The 15,974-nt window shown below is 69.4% G+C and carries 13 protein-coding genes; 4 read left to right on the top strand and 9 right to left on the bottom strand.

All coding sequences use genetic code 11. The features are described 5' to 3' along the window. The first annotated feature begins 6 nt into the window (after nucleotides 1-6). From SKC42_RS13040 to SKC42_RS13055, 4 genes are read left to right on the top strand one after another with little or no spacing between them, the layout of a single operon-like run. Nucleotides 7-840 (top strand): SDR family oxidoreductase, encoded by an 834-nt coding sequence (locus SKC42_RS13040; RefSeq protein WP_330964714.1) that lies wholly within the window; start codon nucleotides 7-9, stop codon nucleotides 838-840. A gap of 13 nt (nucleotides 841-853) precedes the next feature. Then, nucleotides 854-1,276 (top strand): lipoprotein LpqH, encoded by a 423-nt coding sequence (locus tag SKC42_RS13045; protein WP_330964715.1) that lies wholly within the window; start codon nucleotides 854-856, stop codon nucleotides 1,274-1,276. Nucleotides 1,277-1,324: 48 nt separating this feature from the next. Then, the gene (locus SKC42_RS13050; protein WP_330964716.1) at nucleotides 1,325-2,647 is read left to right on the top strand and encodes a cytochrome P450; all 1,323 of its coding nucleotides are present in this window, start codon (nucleotides 1,325-1,327) and stop codon (nucleotides 2,645-2,647) included. Nucleotides 2,648-2,679: 32 nt separating this feature from the next. Beyond that, complete coding sequence (locus SKC42_RS13055) at nucleotides 2,680-3,138, top strand: nuclear transport factor 2 family protein (RefSeq protein ID WP_330964717.1); 459 nt, start codon at nucleotides 2,680-2,682, stop codon at nucleotides 3,136-3,138. Between the two features lie 76 nt (nucleotides 3,139-3,214). Here SKC42_RS13055 and SKC42_RS13060 read toward each other — a convergent pair whose 3' ends face one another. From SKC42_RS13060 to SKC42_RS13100, 9 genes are all read right to left on the bottom strand, one after another. Then, nucleotides 3,215-4,513, bottom strand: coding sequence for a glycosyltransferase (locus SKC42_RS13060; RefSeq protein WP_330964718.1), 1,299 nt, complete (start codon nucleotides 4,511-4,513; stop codon nucleotides 3,215-3,217). Next, nucleotides 4,510-6,750 carry a glycoside hydrolase domain-containing protein gene (locus SKC42_RS13065; RefSeq protein ID WP_330964794.1) on the bottom strand — a complete coding sequence of 747 codons (2,241 nt, stop codon included), beginning with the start codon at nucleotides 6,748-6,750 and terminating at the stop codon, nucleotides 4,510-4,512. Before SKC42_RS13065 ends, SKC42_RS13060 begins: the two co-directional genes overlap by 4 nt. A gap of 199 nt (nucleotides 6,751-6,949) precedes the next feature. Continuing rightward, nucleotides 6,950-8,986: a PE domain-containing protein gene (locus tag SKC42_RS13070; protein ID WP_330964719.1), complete on the bottom strand. Its 2,037-nt coding sequence runs from the start codon at nucleotides 8,984-8,986 to the stop codon at nucleotides 6,950-6,952. After that, a complete protein-coding gene (locus tag SKC42_RS13075; RefSeq protein ID WP_330964720.1) occupies nucleotides 8,986-9,828 on the bottom strand; it encodes a lysophospholipid acyltransferase family protein in 843 nt (280 codons plus the stop codon). The genes SKC42_RS13070 and SKC42_RS13075 overlap by 1 nt, the downstream gene beginning before the upstream one ends. Before the next feature lie 31 nt (nucleotides 9,829-9,859). Continuing rightward, the gene (locus SKC42_RS13080; protein ID WP_330964721.1) at nucleotides 9,860-10,954 is read right to left on the bottom strand and encodes an amidohydrolase family protein; all 1,095 of its coding nucleotides are present in this window, start codon (nucleotides 10,952-10,954) and stop codon (nucleotides 9,860-9,862) included. Nucleotides 10,955-10,960: 6 nt separating this feature from the next. Next, complete coding sequence (locus SKC42_RS13085; RefSeq protein ID WP_330964722.1) at nucleotides 10,961-12,325, bottom strand: glutamine synthetase family protein; 1,365 nt, start codon at nucleotides 12,323-12,325, stop codon at nucleotides 10,961-10,963. A 42-nt stretch (nucleotides 12,326-12,367) separates the two neighbouring features. After that, complete coding sequence (locus SKC42_RS13090) at nucleotides 12,368-13,249, bottom strand: TIGR03854 family LLM class F420-dependent oxidoreductase (RefSeq protein WP_330964723.1); 882 nt, start codon at nucleotides 13,247-13,249, stop codon at nucleotides 12,368-12,370. A gap of 96 nt (nucleotides 13,250-13,345) precedes the next feature. After that, nucleotides 13,346-13,840 (bottom strand): carboxymuconolactone decarboxylase family protein, encoded by a 495-nt coding sequence (locus tag SKC42_RS13095; RefSeq protein WP_330964724.1) that lies wholly within the window; start codon nucleotides 13,838-13,840, stop codon nucleotides 13,346-13,348. A 42-nt stretch (nucleotides 13,841-13,882) separates the two neighbouring features. Continuing rightward, nucleotides 13,883-15,967 (bottom strand): MDR family MFS transporter, encoded by a 2,085-nt coding sequence (locus SKC42_RS13100; protein WP_330964725.1) that lies wholly within the window; start codon nucleotides 15,965-15,967, stop codon nucleotides 13,883-13,885. Nucleotides 15,968-15,974 lie beyond the last annotated feature (7 nt).

Genomic DNA, 15,974 nt, shown 5'->3' on the forward strand with positions numbered 1-15,974 from the left:
CCGGACGTGAAGTCGGTCTTCATCACGGGCGCCGCCAGCGGCATGGGCCGCGAGGGGGCGAAGCTTTTTCATGCCAGGGGCTGGCGGGTCGGCGCGGTCGACCGCGGCGAGGACGGCCTGGCGGCGTTGCAGCGCGAGTTGGGCGACGATCGGCTGTGGACCCGCGCCGTGGACGTGACGGACAAGGCGGCCCTGGACGCGGCCCTGGCCGACTACTGCGCCGGCAACCCCGGCGGCGGGCTGGACATGATGTGGAACAACGCCGGCGTCGGCGAGTCCGGCTGGTTCGAGGACGTGCCCTACGACGCCGCGATGCGGCTGGTCGACGTGAACTACAAGGCCGTCCTGACCGGCGCTTACGGCGCACTCCCCTACCTCAGGAAGACGCCCGGGAGCCTGATGTTCTCGACGTCGTCGTCGTCCGGAACGTATGGGATGCCCCGTCTCGCGGTGTACTCGTCGACCAAGCACGCGGTCAAGGGGTTGACCGAGGCGCTGAGCGTGGAGTGGCAGCGGCACGGGGTGCGCGTCGCCGACGTGTTGCCCGGGCTGATCGACACCGCCATCCTGACCAGCACCACGAACCACTCCCGTGATGGGGCGGCCCCGGCGTCCGCCGAGGAACTGCGCGCCCGCGCCCCCCGCAGGGGCATGTTCCGGCTGATGCCCGCGACGGCCGTCGCGGAGGCGGCCTGGCAGGCCTACCACCACCCGACACGGCTGCATTGGTATGTGCCCAAGAGCATCCGCGTGATCGACTTACTCAAGGGTTTGAGTCCGGAATTCGTGCGGGGCCGCGTCGCCAAGACCCTGCCCGCCCTGATGCCGAAGCGGCAGTGAAGGAGGAGCGCTGGTGCAAAACCGTGTGCCCGCAATCGCTTTCGTCCTGATGGCCGGGGCCGCGTGCGTCGCGGCGTGCAGCCAGCCGGAGACCATGCCCCGCAAGGCCGCCCACCTCACCCTCGACGGCGCGACGCACACCACCCGTCCGCCCGCCTGTAGCCAGGACCAGTCGTACCGGACCATCGACCTGCGCGACCACGACGGGCAGGTGGAAGCGGTCGTGCTGCTGTCCGGCTACCGGGCCATCCCGCAATGGGTCAAGATCCGGAACATCGACGGGTTCACCGGGAGCTTCTGGGAGGGCGGCGTCGGCAGCGCCCGCGCGGACGTCGCCAACAGCGTGTACACGATCAGCGGCAGCGCCTCCGGGATCAACAGCAAAAACCCCGACAGGGTGGTGACGAGCGACTTCAAGCTCACCGCCGAGTGCTGATCTTCGCCTAACCTGGGGCAAAGGTCGGCCCGACCGAGGGAGGACAGCGTGAAGGAAAGACTGCACTGGCTGGCCATGCACGGGTTCGTGCGCGGCGTCGCCGCGATCGGGGTCCGGCGGGGCGATCCGCAGGCCCGGCTGATCGCCGATCCCACGGTGGCCGCCGACCCGGTGCCGTTCTACGAAGAACTGCGCGCACTTGGCCCCCTGGTGCGGGGCCGCATCAACTACCTGACCACCGACCACGCGCTCGCGCACGAGCTGTTGCGCTCGGACGACTTTCGCGTGGTGAACATGGGCTCCAACCTGCCGGCGCCGCTGCGCTGGCTGGAGGGGCGGACCCGCGCCGACCTCCTGCATCCGCTGCAGGCGCCGTCGCTGCTGGCCGTCGAGCCGCCCGACCACACCCGCTACCGCAAGACCGTCTCGGCGGTGTTCACCCCGAGGGCGGTCGCCGCTCTGCGAGACGGTGTCGAGCAGACCGCGGGCAAGCTCCTTGATCGGCTCACCGACCAGTCCGGTGTGGTCGACATCGTCGGCAGGTACTGCTCGCAGCTCCCGGTCGCGATCATCAGCGACATCCTCGGGGTGCCCGAGCAGGACCGGCGGCGCGTGCTCGAGTTCGGTGAGCTGGCCGCCCCGAGCCTGGACGTCGGACTGCCCTGGCGGCAATACCGAACCGTCCAGCGGGGCATCGCCGGCTTCAATTCCTGGCTGGCCGAGCATTTGGGACGGTTGCGGCGCAACCCCAGCGACAACCTGATGAGCCAGCTCATCCAGATGGCCGAAACCGGTTCGGCGGAAACACGACTGGACGAGGACGAACTGCAGGCGATCGCCGGGCTGGTCTTGGCGGCCGGGTTCGAGACCACGGTGAACCTGCTGGGCAACGGGATTCGCATGCTGCTGGACGCGCCGCAGCACCTCGACACGTTGGGCCGGCGTCCGGAGTTGTGGCCCAACGCCGTCGAGGAGATCCTGCGGCTGGACTCGCCGGTGCAGCTGACGGCGCGGCTGGCGCGGCGTGATGTCGAGCTGGCGGGCACGCGGATCGGGGCGGGCGACCTGGTGGTGATCTACCTGGCGGCCGCGAACCGGGACCCGTCCGTGTTCGACGACCCGCACCGCTTCGACATCGAAAGGCCCAACGCGGGAAGGCATCTCGCGTTCTCCGGAGGCCGGCACTTCTGCCTGGGCGCCGCGCTGGCGCGCGCCGAGGGGGAAGTCGGGCTGCGGGCGTTCTTCGACCGGTTCCCCGAGGTGCGGTCGGCCGGTAACGGCAGCAGGCGGGACACCCGGGTGCTGCGGGGCTGGTCGACGCTCCCGGTGACCCTGGGGCCGGCCCGTTCGTTGGCGTCCGTCGACGGTTGACACCCGTTCGGCGACCGGGTGTGATGACGGCTATGACGGAGGCTTCTACGATCGCGGTCGACGATGTGGTGCTCGGGCTGTGGCGGGCGCTTTCCCGCCGGGACTGGGACGCCGTCAAGACCTTCCTCTCCGACGATTGCCTTTACGCCGACATGCCCGTCCCCGCGCTCTCGGCGCGCGGACCCGAGAACATCGTCAAGCGGCTCAAGATGGGGCTGGAGTCGCTCGCCGGCTACGAGAACCACGACGGGCTGCTGGTGTCCAACGGCCCCGACGCGATCTACGAGCACTCGGAGACGTGGGCCTTCGCCAGCGGCGAGCGCGGTGTGCTGAGGTTCGTCACCGTGCACAAGGTCGTCGACGGGAAAGTTACGGTCTGGAAAGACTATTGGGACTTCAACAGCCTGGTGGCCTTCGCTCCGCCGAACCACTTCGAGAACCTGGCGAATAGTGACACTAGCTGGGTGTTCGACGCCACAGCGTTAGTCTGACACTACCCGCTTTAAGGGCCTGATCCTGGGGCACGCCGAGGCGGCCGTGGTACCGCTCGACGGCGGAGGGGCCCGTTCAGGTGCCGGTGGCCGCCAACTCGGGCGGCCCGATGTACCCCGGCGGCTCGCCCGTCCCGAACATGTCGTCGAAGACCCGGAACCGATCGAAGGTCAGAGCGTGCTGCCGCGCTCTCATCTCCATCGCGTGTCGCTCGGACTCCGGCAACGAGATCGCCCGGTCGATGGTTTCCGCGAGCGCCGCCCGGTCGCTGTGCGGCACGATGAACGCGGTGTCGCCCACCGCTTCCCCGGTCCCACCGGTCAGGCAGGTGATGACGGGGCCACCGCCCGCGAGCATCTTCTCCACCAGGGCGATCCCGAAGGTCTCGACGAACTCCGGTTCCGGCCGCGTCGGCAGGGCGTAGGCCGCGCAGCCGCGCATCAGCAGCGGCTTCTCGTCGTCGTCCACGTCACTCAGGAAGACGATGCGGTCGTCCCCCGCCGCCAGGTCCTTGTACTCCTGCAGTTGCGGTCCGGTGCCGGCAACGACGAGCTTGACCTTCTCCGCCGCAGCGGAATCGCGGTAGGCGTGGATCAGGTCGTCCACACCCTTGGCCCGGGCGACCCGGGACAGGAACAGGACGTAGCCGTTGCGTTCGAGCCCTCGACTGGCCAGGGCCGCCTCGACCGCGTCCTCGTCGGGGTCGAGGAACGCCCCGGTGTTGATCGCCGGGTAGCTGATCTCGATCCGATCGCGGCATTCCTGCGCGAACCGGGTCCCGGCGCGTTCGTCGAGTTCGGTTGCCGCGGCGACGATCTCGTCCTTCGTGTATTCCGACACGGCGACGACCCGGTCGCTGCCGAAGTAGCGGGCCATCAACGCGATCGCGGCACCGACCCTCCCGTCGAGCAGGCAGTTACGAATCACGTTCGTGACATCCGACCCGACCGCCTTCGCGATCGTGGTGACATCGGTGTCGAGACCTGCTGCGGCGGCGGCGGTCACCGCGTCCCCGACCACCACGGTGTGCGGCATCAGGTACATCGACAGGCAGGTCGTCGGAACACCGTCGGTGAGCAGTTCCACCAGGCGCCCGGTGAGGCCGGCCATGTAGCGACCGTCCGGGACGCGGTAGTCACCGACCGGTTCGGGCCGCTCGACGGTGATGCCGGGACTGTACTCCTGCAGGCGATCCAAGGGTTTCAGCGGGAGTCCCGCACCTTCCAATACGGGGATCGGCCACGTCAACAGTCGAACGTCGTCGAACCCGCGCTTCAGCGCGACCTCGGCGAGGTTACGGGCCTCGCCGCTGTGGCCGCAGATGACCGGGTCGGCTCGGACGATGATGACGAGACGACGAAGAGGACGGTTCATGGTGCACCCTGGGTCGTCGGGACAGGGCCTCGGGCCGACGGCGGTCTCTCCGACCGGCCCCACGAACTGGGTTCCGGACCCAGCTCGATGTGCAGCGTTCCCGCCGCGTGCAACTCCCGGGCAGAAATGTGGGTTCCCTGAAGCGGTGTGCCGTTGAACGTTGCGGCTTGCACGTACTGCACCGGCGGAGTCGAGTCGATGCCGTCGGACCCGATCGGCTGCTCGACGAATCCGCTGGTAGTGATGGTCAACTCTTTGCCCCGGATCAGTATGCGGGAACGCTCGAAAGCCGGAGTGTTCACCAGGAAGAGACCTTGGCCGGCCACCGGGAAGAGCCCCAGCGACGCCCACACGTACCAGGAGGACAGGCCGCCGCTGTCGTCGTTACCGGGCAGGCCACCGGGGCCAGTGCCGAACTGCCATGTCAGCGCCGCGTGCACCACCTCGGCCGTCCGGTCGGGTCGGCCGGCATAGTGGTAGGCCCACGGGGCCTCCATGTCCGGTTCGTTGTTCAATCCCTCGAACCGGTTGAGCGCGTAGCCGATCTCCATCTCGGCGGGCTTCGGTTCGATACCCGGCTGGGTCACCGGTTCGGCGCAGTAGCCGAAGAAGGCGTCGAGCATGCCGACGAAGGCCTCGTCCCCGCCGGCGAGAGCGATCCGGCCGGCCATGTCGTGCATCAACCGGAACGAGTAGTTCCACTTTCCGCCCTCGTAGAACTCCGAGTCCTTCAACAGGCCGTTCGAGGCGTCGAACGCGTTCACCCAACCCGCGCTGCGCTCCTCGGACTCCGCGGCGAGCCGGGTGTCCCCGACCGCGCGGGCGACCTTGGCGGTGCAGTAGTAGGCGTAGGCGAGGTCGAGGGTGTGGGTGATGGGGTGGACGATGCCCTTCTCGATGAAGTCCTCGCCGTACATCCGCCGCAGGTCGTCGACCATGTGGACCAGGGCCCAACTCCAGTCGATCTCCCGCAGGTTCAGTTCCTGCGCGTCGGCAAGGGCGGTGTGGGCCAACGCGCTCGCCTGCCGGAAGAACCGGTCCGCCCCGCGGGCCATCCGGTAGCCGACCGGGAAGTTGCCCTCTTCCTCGCAGACCCGGATCAACGACTCCAGGAGGTCCGCGGCCCGTTCCGGCACGATCGCCATGAGCAGTGGGATCTGGGTCTTGTAGATGTCCCACATGGTGCAGACGTCGAACGCGAACGGCCCGCTGTTGGGCCAGAACGGGGACTCGTCGTCACCGAAACAGGGCTTGATCAGGGAGTGGTAGAGCGCGGTCCCGAAGACCTGACGGCGCGCCTCGGAGCCACCTTCGACCTGGATCAGGTCGAGGTGTTCCTTCCACTTCTTCCGGGTCCGGGCGCGGACGACGTCAAAGGTGTGCTTGCCGCTATCGCACTCGGTGCGCAGGTTGTCGGTTGCTTGCTCGGTGCCGCGCAGGGAGAACCCGATCCGGACCTCGATCACGGTCCCCGCCTGGGCCGGCCCCATGAACAACAGCCCGAACGGCCGCAGGGTGGTCGGGCGGATGTAGTCGAAGTCGAGCCGGGTGCCCCCGTCGATCAGTCGCTTGTCGTGCCAGAGCATCTGGCGCCAACCGGGGGCCTCGACCTCGACGGCGACCGAGAGCGGCACCCCCTCCATGACCACGGTGCCCTGCGCCTTGCCGCGGCCGAGGTTCTCGACCTGCGCGCGCAGCGGCACCGTCCGACCGTGCTCGATCACCAGGCCGCCGCACGACAGGTCGAGCACGACGCGGGCGTTGCGGTGCTCGGGGAACGCGTAGCGGTGAACCGCCACCTTGTCCCCCACGGTGATCTCGCACCGGATGCCGTTGTCGAGGGTCGCCGCGTAGTACCCGGGCGACGATGTCTCGGCGTGGAGCGCCCACGCCGTCCCGAGGTTGTCCAGCGGGTCCAGCATCGGCGTCACGCGGGCGTAGTTGTAGTACTTGCGGATCGCCCCGGTGCCGGACTGCTGGAAGTGCGTGAACCCCGACGCCTGGGTCTCCGCGAAGATCTCCGGCGGCAGTCCCTCGGTGGTTTTGGGGTACCGGCCGTAACCGGTCGGGTAGGCACCGGAGTACGCGCAGGCGGACACCATGCCGAAGGGGGAGACCGCTCCGGGGTGGGTGTTGCCCACCTGCGGCTTCGGCCACCACCAGGTCGCAGCGAGGTCCCGCGGCGACGGTAGCTGCGTCGCGGCGGTGCCGATGAAGGGATCAATGTGTTCGAGGATGGAGGCAGGCTACGCAGTCACACGGCGATCACGGGTTTCCGCTGTGTGAACTCCGCGAGTCGGGCGGACGCCGGGAAACCTGAGCTGGCATCGCCCGCAGGTTGGGCGGCTACGGTCCGCTCGCTGGCCGGCACCTCTGAACCTGGCGAATGGCGGACACCAGCTGGGTGTTCGACGCGTCCGAGCTGGTCTGAGGGGGCTACTTGAACAGGTTGCTCAGCCCGAACAAGCCGGCTATCTGATTGCCGGTGTTCAACAGGCCGGAGATCTGACCGGATATGCCGGGATTCAGGGCGCTCGGGACGCCGGTGTTGAAGAAGCCCGAGATCAGCCCGTTGACGGTACTACCGGAGGCGCTGTTACCGAAGCCCGAAATGAGGCCGTCGGTCGGGGCACCCCCGCTGGCCGTGTTGAAGAAGCCGGAGACGTTCACGCCCGTGTTTCCGTAGCCCGACGTGGCGGCACCGGTATCGCCGGTCGCCCCGACGCCGGTGTTCACGTTCCCGGAGTTCCAGAAGCCCGTGTTCACGTTCCCGGAATTCGCCCAACCCGTGTTCGTGTTGCCGGAGTTCCAGAAGCCCGTGTTGCCGCCCGCAGTTGGGCTGCCACCCGCGTTGGAGAATCCGGTGTCCAACGCCCCCGAATTGAAGAAACCGGTGTCCAGCGCGCCCGAGTTGCCGAAGCCGAAGTTGGCCAAGCCCGAGTTGCCGAAGCCGAAGTTCCCCGCCCCGGAGTTGCCGATGCCGACATTGCCGTGAGCGTGCGGTGTTGTGATGGCTGCGTCGAAGATGCCGACGTTGCCGTTGCCGGAGTTGAAGAAACCGATGTTGCCGGTGCCCGAGTTCCCGATGCCGATGTTGCCGCTGCCGGAGTTCAGCCCGCCGAGGTTGAAGTGGCCGGTCGCGTAGTTGTAATAGGTGTTGCCGATGCCGATCTCGTTGTCGCCGGTGAGGCCCAAGCCGATGTTGGCGTTGCCCGTGTTCCCGGCGCCGGTGTTCCCGAAGCCGCTGTTGCCGGCGCCGATGTTCGAGTCGCCGACGTTGCCGATGCCCCAATTGGCGTTGCCCGTGTTGCCGAATCCGATGTTGCTCAGGGGGCTGCCGGGCGGGGTGCTGAAGTTCGCGTTGCTGTTCCCGAAGCCGACGTTGAGGTTGCCGGTGTTTCCGCTGCCGAAATTGAGGCTGCCCAAGTTCCCGCTGCCGACGTTCCCAGTGGCAGGGAAGGTAGCGCTGCCGTTGCCGTTGCCGATGTTGCGCTCACCGGTGTTGCCGCTGCCGAAGTTGGAGTTGCCGGTGTTTCCGTTGCCGATGTTGTTGGTGCCGTTGTTGCCCAGACCGAGGTCGAATGCGGGCGCCGCTGCCGTCAGCTGCTGCTGAAGAGCCTGCAACGGCGAGGCATTCGCCGCCTCGGCCACGGCATAGGCGAACCCCGCACCGTTCAGGGCCTGCTCGAATTGCGCTTGGAAGGCCGAAGCCTGGGCGCTCAGCGCCTGGAAGCCGGCGCCGTGGGAGGAGAACAGCGCAGCCACCGCCTGCGACACCTCGTCCCCGGCCGCGGCCAGCACGCCGGTAGTGGGGGCTGCCGCCACCGCGGTGGCCTCGGTCAGTGCTGAGCCGATGTTGGACAGATCCGTTGACGCCGCCGCCAGAAACTCCGGGGCGGCCACCAGGTACGACATAGAGGTGCTCCTACTCGATATCGGCACACCCCCGCGGACGCCGACTCTAACGCGATTCCACGCGAGAAATCGGGGATTCCGACAAACGTTCACCCCGTTTCCGGGCGTGATACCGGCTCGACCTACGACTCCGCGAGCTCCCTTGAGCCGCTTGAGGGTGGTGGACAGGGTCCGCCCTACCTGACGCACGGCGATGCGGTCGGCGACGTAGGCGATCAGCCCGCCCGGCGCCTGATACGAGAGTCGGAACACCACCTTCGTCCGCCCGTCGCCGCAGTCCCGCAGCCGGATCCGGCCGCGCACCGTGATGCCGGTGATGCCCACGAAGGCGAGGTCGCGGCCGTCGTCGTATTCGACCACCTCGATCAGGCCGCCCACCGGCACCGAACCGATCTTCCAGTGCACGGTGTAGCGGGCCCCGACGCCGGTGCGCTTGTCGTTCGCCGGCTCCCAGCGTTCGAGGCTCGACATGAAGGACGGGTAGCAGTCGGGCTCGCCGACGACCTTCCAGACCGTGTCGCGGTCGGCGTCGACGACGCACCGGCGTTCGACGCGCATCAGCCGATCACCGGGAATCGGCGTTCGGCGGCCAGGCGGTCGACGCCGCCCTGCAGGCTGGCCATCACCTTGTCGTGGACCGCCTGGTCCTCCAATTCCGAGCCGCCGACCTCGATCGGCTCCTGGACCTCGATGACGATCTTGGTCGGCAGCGGGATGTGCCCCGCCAGGTCGCTGATGTTCAGGCCCCACGGCAGCGCCAACGAGATCGGAATGCTCTTGAGCCGCAACAGTTTGTCGGCCATCAGCAGCTTGGCCAGCCACTGGCCGCGGTTGAGGAACAGCGCGCTCTCCTGCCCGCCGACGCTGGCGACGGGAACGATCGGCACGCCCGCCGCGCGGGCCAGCCGCACGTAGCCCATGCGTCCGCCGAAGTCCACCTTGTGCCGCTCCCACGACGGCCGGAAGACCTCGTAGTCCCCGCCCGGATAGACGAGCAACGCCGCGCCGGAGTCCAGGGCCAGGCGGGCGTTTTCGGGGTTGGCGGCGACGGTGCCGAACTTGCGCAGCCAGCCCAGCGGCGGCGCCGAGACGACGAGATTGTGGGCGAGCTGATAGAACGGCCGCTCGACGCCGAAGTACGAGCAGAACGCCAGCGTGAAGACGAAGGTGTCGGGTGGGACGTTGCCGCCGCTGTGATTGCCGACCAGCAACACCGGCCCCTCGGCGGGGATCCGGTCCAGGTGCCGCACGTCGGCGCGGAAGTAGAACGACGCCAGCAGCCACGTGCCGGGCAGCTGGTCGCGAATGTAGTCGGGATCGCGCTGGTCGAGGTCGGCCTTGGGGACCCGCGACACGACTTGCTTGCGAGCCCAGTCCAGGACGTCCCCCATGGTCGCCATAACGGCGGGTATACCCCCGCGTTACCGCGGGTCAAACTTGATAGAGCCGCGCGGCGTTGTCGCGGGCGATCAGATCGACCACCCGCGCGGCGTCGGCCTCGCTCCAGTCGCCGTCGTCGACGAACCCGTCGAGGACGTGGCGAATCCCCTTGCGCCACAGCGCCGCCCCGAGGAAGTGCAACTCGGGAGGGCCGAATCCGTCCGACGAGTACAGGACTTTGCGCAACGGCGCCATTTCCAGCAGGCGGGCGAGGAAGGCGGGCGCCCGGGCGCCGAGGTGGTTCACACTCAACCCGCCGTCGACGTAGACGTTGTTGAACGCCTGCGCCAGGTAGCCGGCCTCCCGTTCGTAGGGATAGCAGTGCAGCAGCACGATCGGGGTGCCGGCGGACTGGCGGAGGAAGTCGAGTAGCAGCAGCGGATTGGCCCGCAGCAGGTCGCAGTTTCGGTCGCCGAACCCGACGTGGAATTGCAGGGGCTTGCCCAGCCGCAGCGCCTGGTGCAGGCCGAAGCGCAGCAACACCCGATCCTCGAGGCGGACCCCGCCGCGGTCTCGCCACCGGCGGGCGGCCTCGGCGACCTGCTGCGGTGACGGCTCGCTCAGGTCACCCTCGAAACCGCCGCGGTAGGCCAGGATCGACTTGGTGCCGGCCGCGGCGGCCGCGCGCCGGTGCAGGATCTCCTCGAACGCCGCCGCGTAGTCGCCCGGCGCCCGCGCGGCCTCTTCGGCCACCTGTTCCAGGCGGACGATCTCGCGTGCGCGGCCGCCCGAGAGCGCCGCGATGTCGGACACGCCGGCGACGCCGGGGGTGCCGGTGTCCACCAGCCAGTCGCTCACTCCGGCGCCCGGCAGGAACAGGCGGGCCAGCGCCCGCTCGTCGAATTGGCTGCGGCGCTCCCAATACGCGTCGGGGTCAACGTGTTTCGGCAACCCGAGCACGGGGGCGCAGTGGGCGCGGACGGCGAACCCGAGCTGGGAGTCGAAACCCGAGTCCGTCAGCGGCTCGGTGTTCGCCTCGTTCAGCGCGTTCTCGAACCGCTGCCGGTCCCCCGTCTCCACCCAGCAGCCGTGGACGTGCTGGTCGATCAGAGCCACGCCGTCTATGTGCCGCGCCAGGTCGGTCACGGGCGCTCACACACTCCAAGCCATCCGGAATCTGTCCGCCAGTTGCTCGGGGTCGAGGCTGCCGTAGCGCTCCTGCTCGAGGCGCCGGACGGCAACCACGGTGTCGACCGCGGGGTCGCCGAGGATGCCGCGCAGTAACTCGGATCCGTCGAGCGCGGCGATGGCGTCGGCCTGGGCCGCCGGGAGGAGCACGATGCCGGCGCGGTCGCGCTCGGCGTCGGACAGCAGCGCCGGGTCGACGGTGGTTTCCGGCGGCAACGTCGCCTGGCGCGTGATCCCGTCGAGCGCAAGCCCGAGGATCGCCGCGGTCGCCAGGTAGGGGTTGGCGGACGGGTCGACGACCTTGACCTCGACGTTGCCGCCTCGCGGGTTGGCGGGGCCACCCCGGATGAAGCGGACGGCCGCCTCGCGGTTCTCGGTGCCCCAGCACGCGTAGGCCCCGGACCAGTTGCCCGGCCGCATCCGCAGACCGGACACGATCGACCCGCACAGGATGCCCTGCGCCTGCGGCAGGCCACGAAGGACGCCGGCGACCGCGCTCTCCCCCGCCGGGCTCATGCCGTCGGCGCCGGTGCCGTCGGTGAGCAGCGGACCCACCGGCTCGCCTTGCACCCTCGTCAGCGAAAAGTGTTGGTGAGCACCCGATCCCACGCCGCCGGCGAAGGGCGTCGGGGAAAGGCTGATGCGCAGCCCGTGACGGCGGGCGACCCGGCCGATGATGAGCCGCATCAGCACCAGCTGGTCGGCGGCGGCCTGCGGGGGTTGCGGCGCCAGGGACAGCTCGAACTGGTTGGCGCCGTACTCGGGGTGGAACTGCTCGATCGAGATGCCCGCCGTGGTCGCCGACCGGATGACGTCGCGGACCAACTCCTCGTGCTCGAGCACCCCGGCCAGGCCGTACTGCGCCCACAGGGTCGACGGCAACCGCCCCCCGTCGGGGGCCACCAGGAGGAACTCGATCTCGTGGCCGATCGCCGCCTCGACGCCGGCTTCGGCCAGCGCGTCCTGGATGCGGCCCAGGGTGCCCCGCGCGCAGGCCGGGACGGGGGTGCCGTCCTGCTCGAAGAACGCCGCGGGCGCCCACGCGAGCCCGTCGCCGACGATGCGCAGCGCGGACAGGTCGAGCCGTAGGCGCTGGTCGCCGACCACGCTGACGCCGTCGGCAAAGGCGATGCCGCTCTGGTCGATGGCGAAGCCATGCCAGGTCGGGCTGGCGCCGAGGCCGGGATCGGCGAACGCGTCAGCGCGCCGGATCGGCACCGTCTTGGCCAGGGTGAGCCCGGCGGGGTTGACGACGGTGCCGACGACCGTGTCGACCCCCTCGGCCTCCAGTTGGGCGATCGCCGCAGCGGCCAGCGGTGTGGTCGTCATGCCTGTCCTGCCATGGCAGTCATTGTGCAGCCCGGCGCCGGATCAGTTCTGGCGGCCGAGCAATTCGGTGGTAAACCTCTCGATGAAGTCGCCCACCGGTGCGCCTCCCGCGGGCCGGATGACGAACTTCGTCAGACCAGCGTCGATGTACGCGTCGAGTTGCCGGTGCAGCCGATCCCAATCGGCGGCGACCAGCTCGCCTGGATCGATGTGCGGGCGGCGCCGCCGGGCCACCGCGACCAATTCCGGGGACAGCTCACCGTCGGAGACGGCGAGCGAGATGCCGAAGTGGTCGGGCTCGATCTGCCGGCCGGCGTCGGCGGCGGCCCGTTCGATGGCCTCTCGCCCCGCCCGCGCCTCGGCCGGGGTGAGGAAGCTGCCCAGCCAGCCGTCGGCCAGTGCGCCGATGCGCCGAAACGCCGCGGGCGCGGAACCGCCCAGCCAGATATCCAGCGGCGGGTCCGGCCGCGGGGCGACCGCGGCCGCGGTCACCGTGAAATATTTTCCGGCATAGGACGCCGCCCCGTCGGTCAGCGCCGCGCGCAGCACCCGCAGCGACTCGTCGAACACCGCCGCCCGCTCACCCTCGGGAACCACGAATACCTCGCGCTCGGCGGGTATCGCCGAGTGCAGGCCGAACACCGGGAGGACGCGCTGGGGGGCGACGGCCGCCAGCGACGCCAGCTGCTTGGCGACCAGCACCGGGTGGCGCCCCGGCAGGATGGCCACCGAGGTGCCCGCCTTCAGCCGGGTGGTGCGGGCCAGCGTGTAGGCCATGCCCACCATCGGGTCCACGGCCGGGGAATACACCAGCTCGGAGAACCACAGCGAGTCCACCCCGCTGCTCTCCAGGTGGTCGACGACGCCGGCGAGCTCGTCGGGAGCGGTGTTGGCGCCGAGCCCGACGCCGAAGCGGATCTTCACGATGTCCTCCGTGACCGCGAGACACTAACCGCCGCGGGGTTTTCCGGCGTGCCGACGCGGACGTTGATGTGTCGCGGCGCGAGTGCGGGGTGGCGGTCAGGCGCGGCTGGGCAGCGTCAGCTTGCAGGCCTGACCGATGTCGAGTGTTCGCAACATCCGGCCCATCCCGACCCACAGCGCACAGGACATCGCGAGGTCGGCGAGCAGCTCTTCGGAGAAGTGTTCGCTGCACCGGCTCCAGAAGTCCTCGTCGTCGCGCAGCTTGGTGTGTTCGGTGCCGAAGCGGTGGGCGAACTCGGCGGCCAGGCGTTCCTGTTCGCTGTACCCCGGCCACGTGCGCCATTCCAGCGCGTGCTCGTAGAGCTCCTCGTCGACGCCCGCCGCGGGACCGTCGGCGTCGCGGGTGTTCATGCAGACGGTGCATTCGTTGTCGTGGGCGATCACCGCCCGGGCGAGCTCGCGGGTGCGCAGGGGTAGCCGGTTCTTGGTGTAGACGGCCTGGCTGAAGTTGGCGATCGCGCCGCCGAGGTCGGGCGACTTCGCGGCCCAGCTGTAGATGTCGTCGTCGGCAAAGGTCCCGATTCGGCTCATGGCGTGATGGTACGCCCGCGCCGCGCATTTGCGGAGACGGTGCTACCGGCCCGCGCCCGCGCTACCGGCCCCCACCGGAATTCTGGTGGTGGGCGGATCGTCATGCCAATCCTGTTGGGCCACAATGCGTCCCGCAACCCGGCCGAGTGCGTCCTGCACCGCGCGGCTGTCCGGTCGGCCCTCGAAGCCCGGCGACCGCGCCAGCTTGTCGACCAGCCACTCCACCAGAAGCGAGTGCACGTAGTCGACCTGCTGGTGCCCGGCGGGCGTTAGCCACATCTGGTCACCGTCGCCCTGCGAGTAGCCCGCGGTGATCAGGCGGTTGAAGACGGGCTCCAAGACCTCGAACGGGATTCGCAGATGGTCGGCGATGTCGGTGAGCCGGGCGGTGCCGTACAGCTGCGCGTACCGGTTGATGCGCAGCACCCCCCAGAGCCCGGCGACATCGAGCCGGCAGTCGGGCCGCATGGCGATGCTGCGAAGGCGCATGCCCGGGGCGCCGCGCAGCATCCGTTCGACCGCGCCCTCCAACATCTGGTCGGGCGTCTCGCTGGTCGGCATGCCAAAGGCGTCGCCGAGATCGACCGCGCTGTCGCGGATCTCCCGCAGCGGAACCTCGCGCAGGAACAAGGCCAGCACGAAGCCGACCAGAGCGACCGGCGCCGCCCACAGGAAGACCTCGGTGAGCGACTGGCTGTAGGCCGCCACGATGGGCGCCGCGACGTTGTGCGGCTGGCGGTGCAGGGCTCCCGGGGAACTCACCGCGCTCGGCGGTGCGCCGCTGACCGCGAGGGCGGGACCGATCCGACGGTCGAGGAAGTTCACGAACAGCGAGCCGAAGATGGCCGCGCCGAACGAGCTGCCGATCGTGCGGAAGAACGTCACGCCCGAGGTGGCGACGCCGAGGTCCTCGAAGTTGGAGGTGTTCTGCACGATGAGGACCAGCACCTGCATCGACAGCCCGATCCCGGCTCCCAGGACCAGTAGGTAGACCGACTGCAGCAGCGCCGAGGTGGACGGGTCCATCCGGGACATCAGGACGAAGGCGAGCGCCATCAGCGCGGTCCCGGCCACCGGAAAGATCTTGTAGCGGCCGGTGCGCCCCACGAGCGTGCCGCTGCCCGTCGAGGTGATCAGCATTCCGACCACCATGGGCAGCGTGCGCAGGCCCGACGTGGTGGCCGAGACGCCGTCCACGTACTGCATATAGGTGGGCAGGAACGTCATGGCGCCGAGCATCGCGAAGCCCACCACGAACGACAGCACGCAGCACACGGTGAACACCGGGCTGCTGAACAACCGGATCGGGAGGATGGGGGCGGCGGCCCGGCGCTCGACCACCACGAACGCGCCGAGTGCCACCGAGGCACCCACGAACAGCCCGACGATGGTGGGCGAGCCCCACGGGTACAGGGTGCCGCCCCAGCTGGTGGCGAGGGTCAGGCCCGCCGCGCCGAGGCCGATGAAGACGATGCCGGCGTAGTCGATGACCGGTTTGGTGGCCGCCGTGAGCGCCGGGATGGCCGCGGCCGCGACGAAAATCACGGCCACCGACACCGGCACGTTGATCCAGAACGCCCACCGCCAGGTCAGGTAGTCGGTGAAGTAGCCGCCCAGGAGCGGGCCGACGACGGTCGTGACGCCGAAGACGGCACCCAGGACGCCCTGGTAGCGGCCGCGTTGCCGCAGGGGCACCACCTCGCCGATGAGCGCGCTGGCGGTCACGGTGATCCCGCCGCCGCCGATCCCCTGCAGCGCCCGCGACCCCACCAGCATCGCCATCGACTGCGCGAGCCCGCACAGCACCGACCCGGCGACGAAGAAGAGCACGGCGCCCTGGAACACCCGTTTGCGGCCGAACAGGTCGCCGAGCTTGCCGACCAGTGCGGTGACGATCGTCGAAGCCAGCAAATAGCTTGTGACGACCCACGATTGGTGACCGGCGTCGCCGAGGTTGGCGACGATGGTCGGCAGCGCGGTGGCGACGATCGTCTGGTCCAGGGCCGCGAGCAGCATGCCCAGCGCGATCGCGACGAATATCAGGTTGCGCCGCTGGGGGCTGATGGGTGCGCTGCCGGGGACGGGCCCGGAAACGGCGGAAGCGGGGTTAGCGGGCGGGCTCGTCATGCTTCCT

This window comes from Mycobacterium sp. 050134 (genome assembly GCF_036409085.1).
Taxonomy (GTDB): domain Bacteria; phylum Actinomycetota; class Actinomycetes; order Mycobacteriales; family Mycobacteriaceae; genus Mycobacterium.

Coding starts and splice junctions, on each gene's coding strand:
- SKC42_RS13055 (WP_330964717.1), top strand. CDS start 2,680: ATGACGGAGGCTTCTACGATCGCGGTCGACGATGTGGTGCTCGGGCTG.
- SKC42_RS13060 (WP_330964718.1), bottom strand. CDS start 4,513: ATGAACCGTCCTCTTCGTCGTCTCGTCATCATCGTCCGAGCCGACCCG.
- SKC42_RS13070 (WP_330964719.1), bottom strand. CDS start 8,986: ATGCGCGTCGAACGCCGGTGCGTCGTCGACGCCGACCGCGACACGGTC.
- SKC42_RS13075 (WP_330964720.1), bottom strand. CDS start 9,828: ATGGCGACCATGGGGGACGTCCTGGACTGGGCTCGCAAGCAAGTCGTG.
- SKC42_RS13085 (WP_330964722.1), bottom strand. CDS start 12,325: ATGACGACCACACCGCTGGCCGCTGCGGCGATCGCCCAACTGGAGGCC.
- SKC42_RS13095 (WP_330964724.1), bottom strand. CDS start 13,840: ATGAGCCGAATCGGGACCTTTGCCGACGACGACATCTACAGCTGGGCC.
- SKC42_RS13100 (WP_330964725.1), bottom strand. CDS start 15,967: ATGACGAGCCCGCCCGCTAACCCCGCTTCCGCCGTTTCCGGGCCCGTC.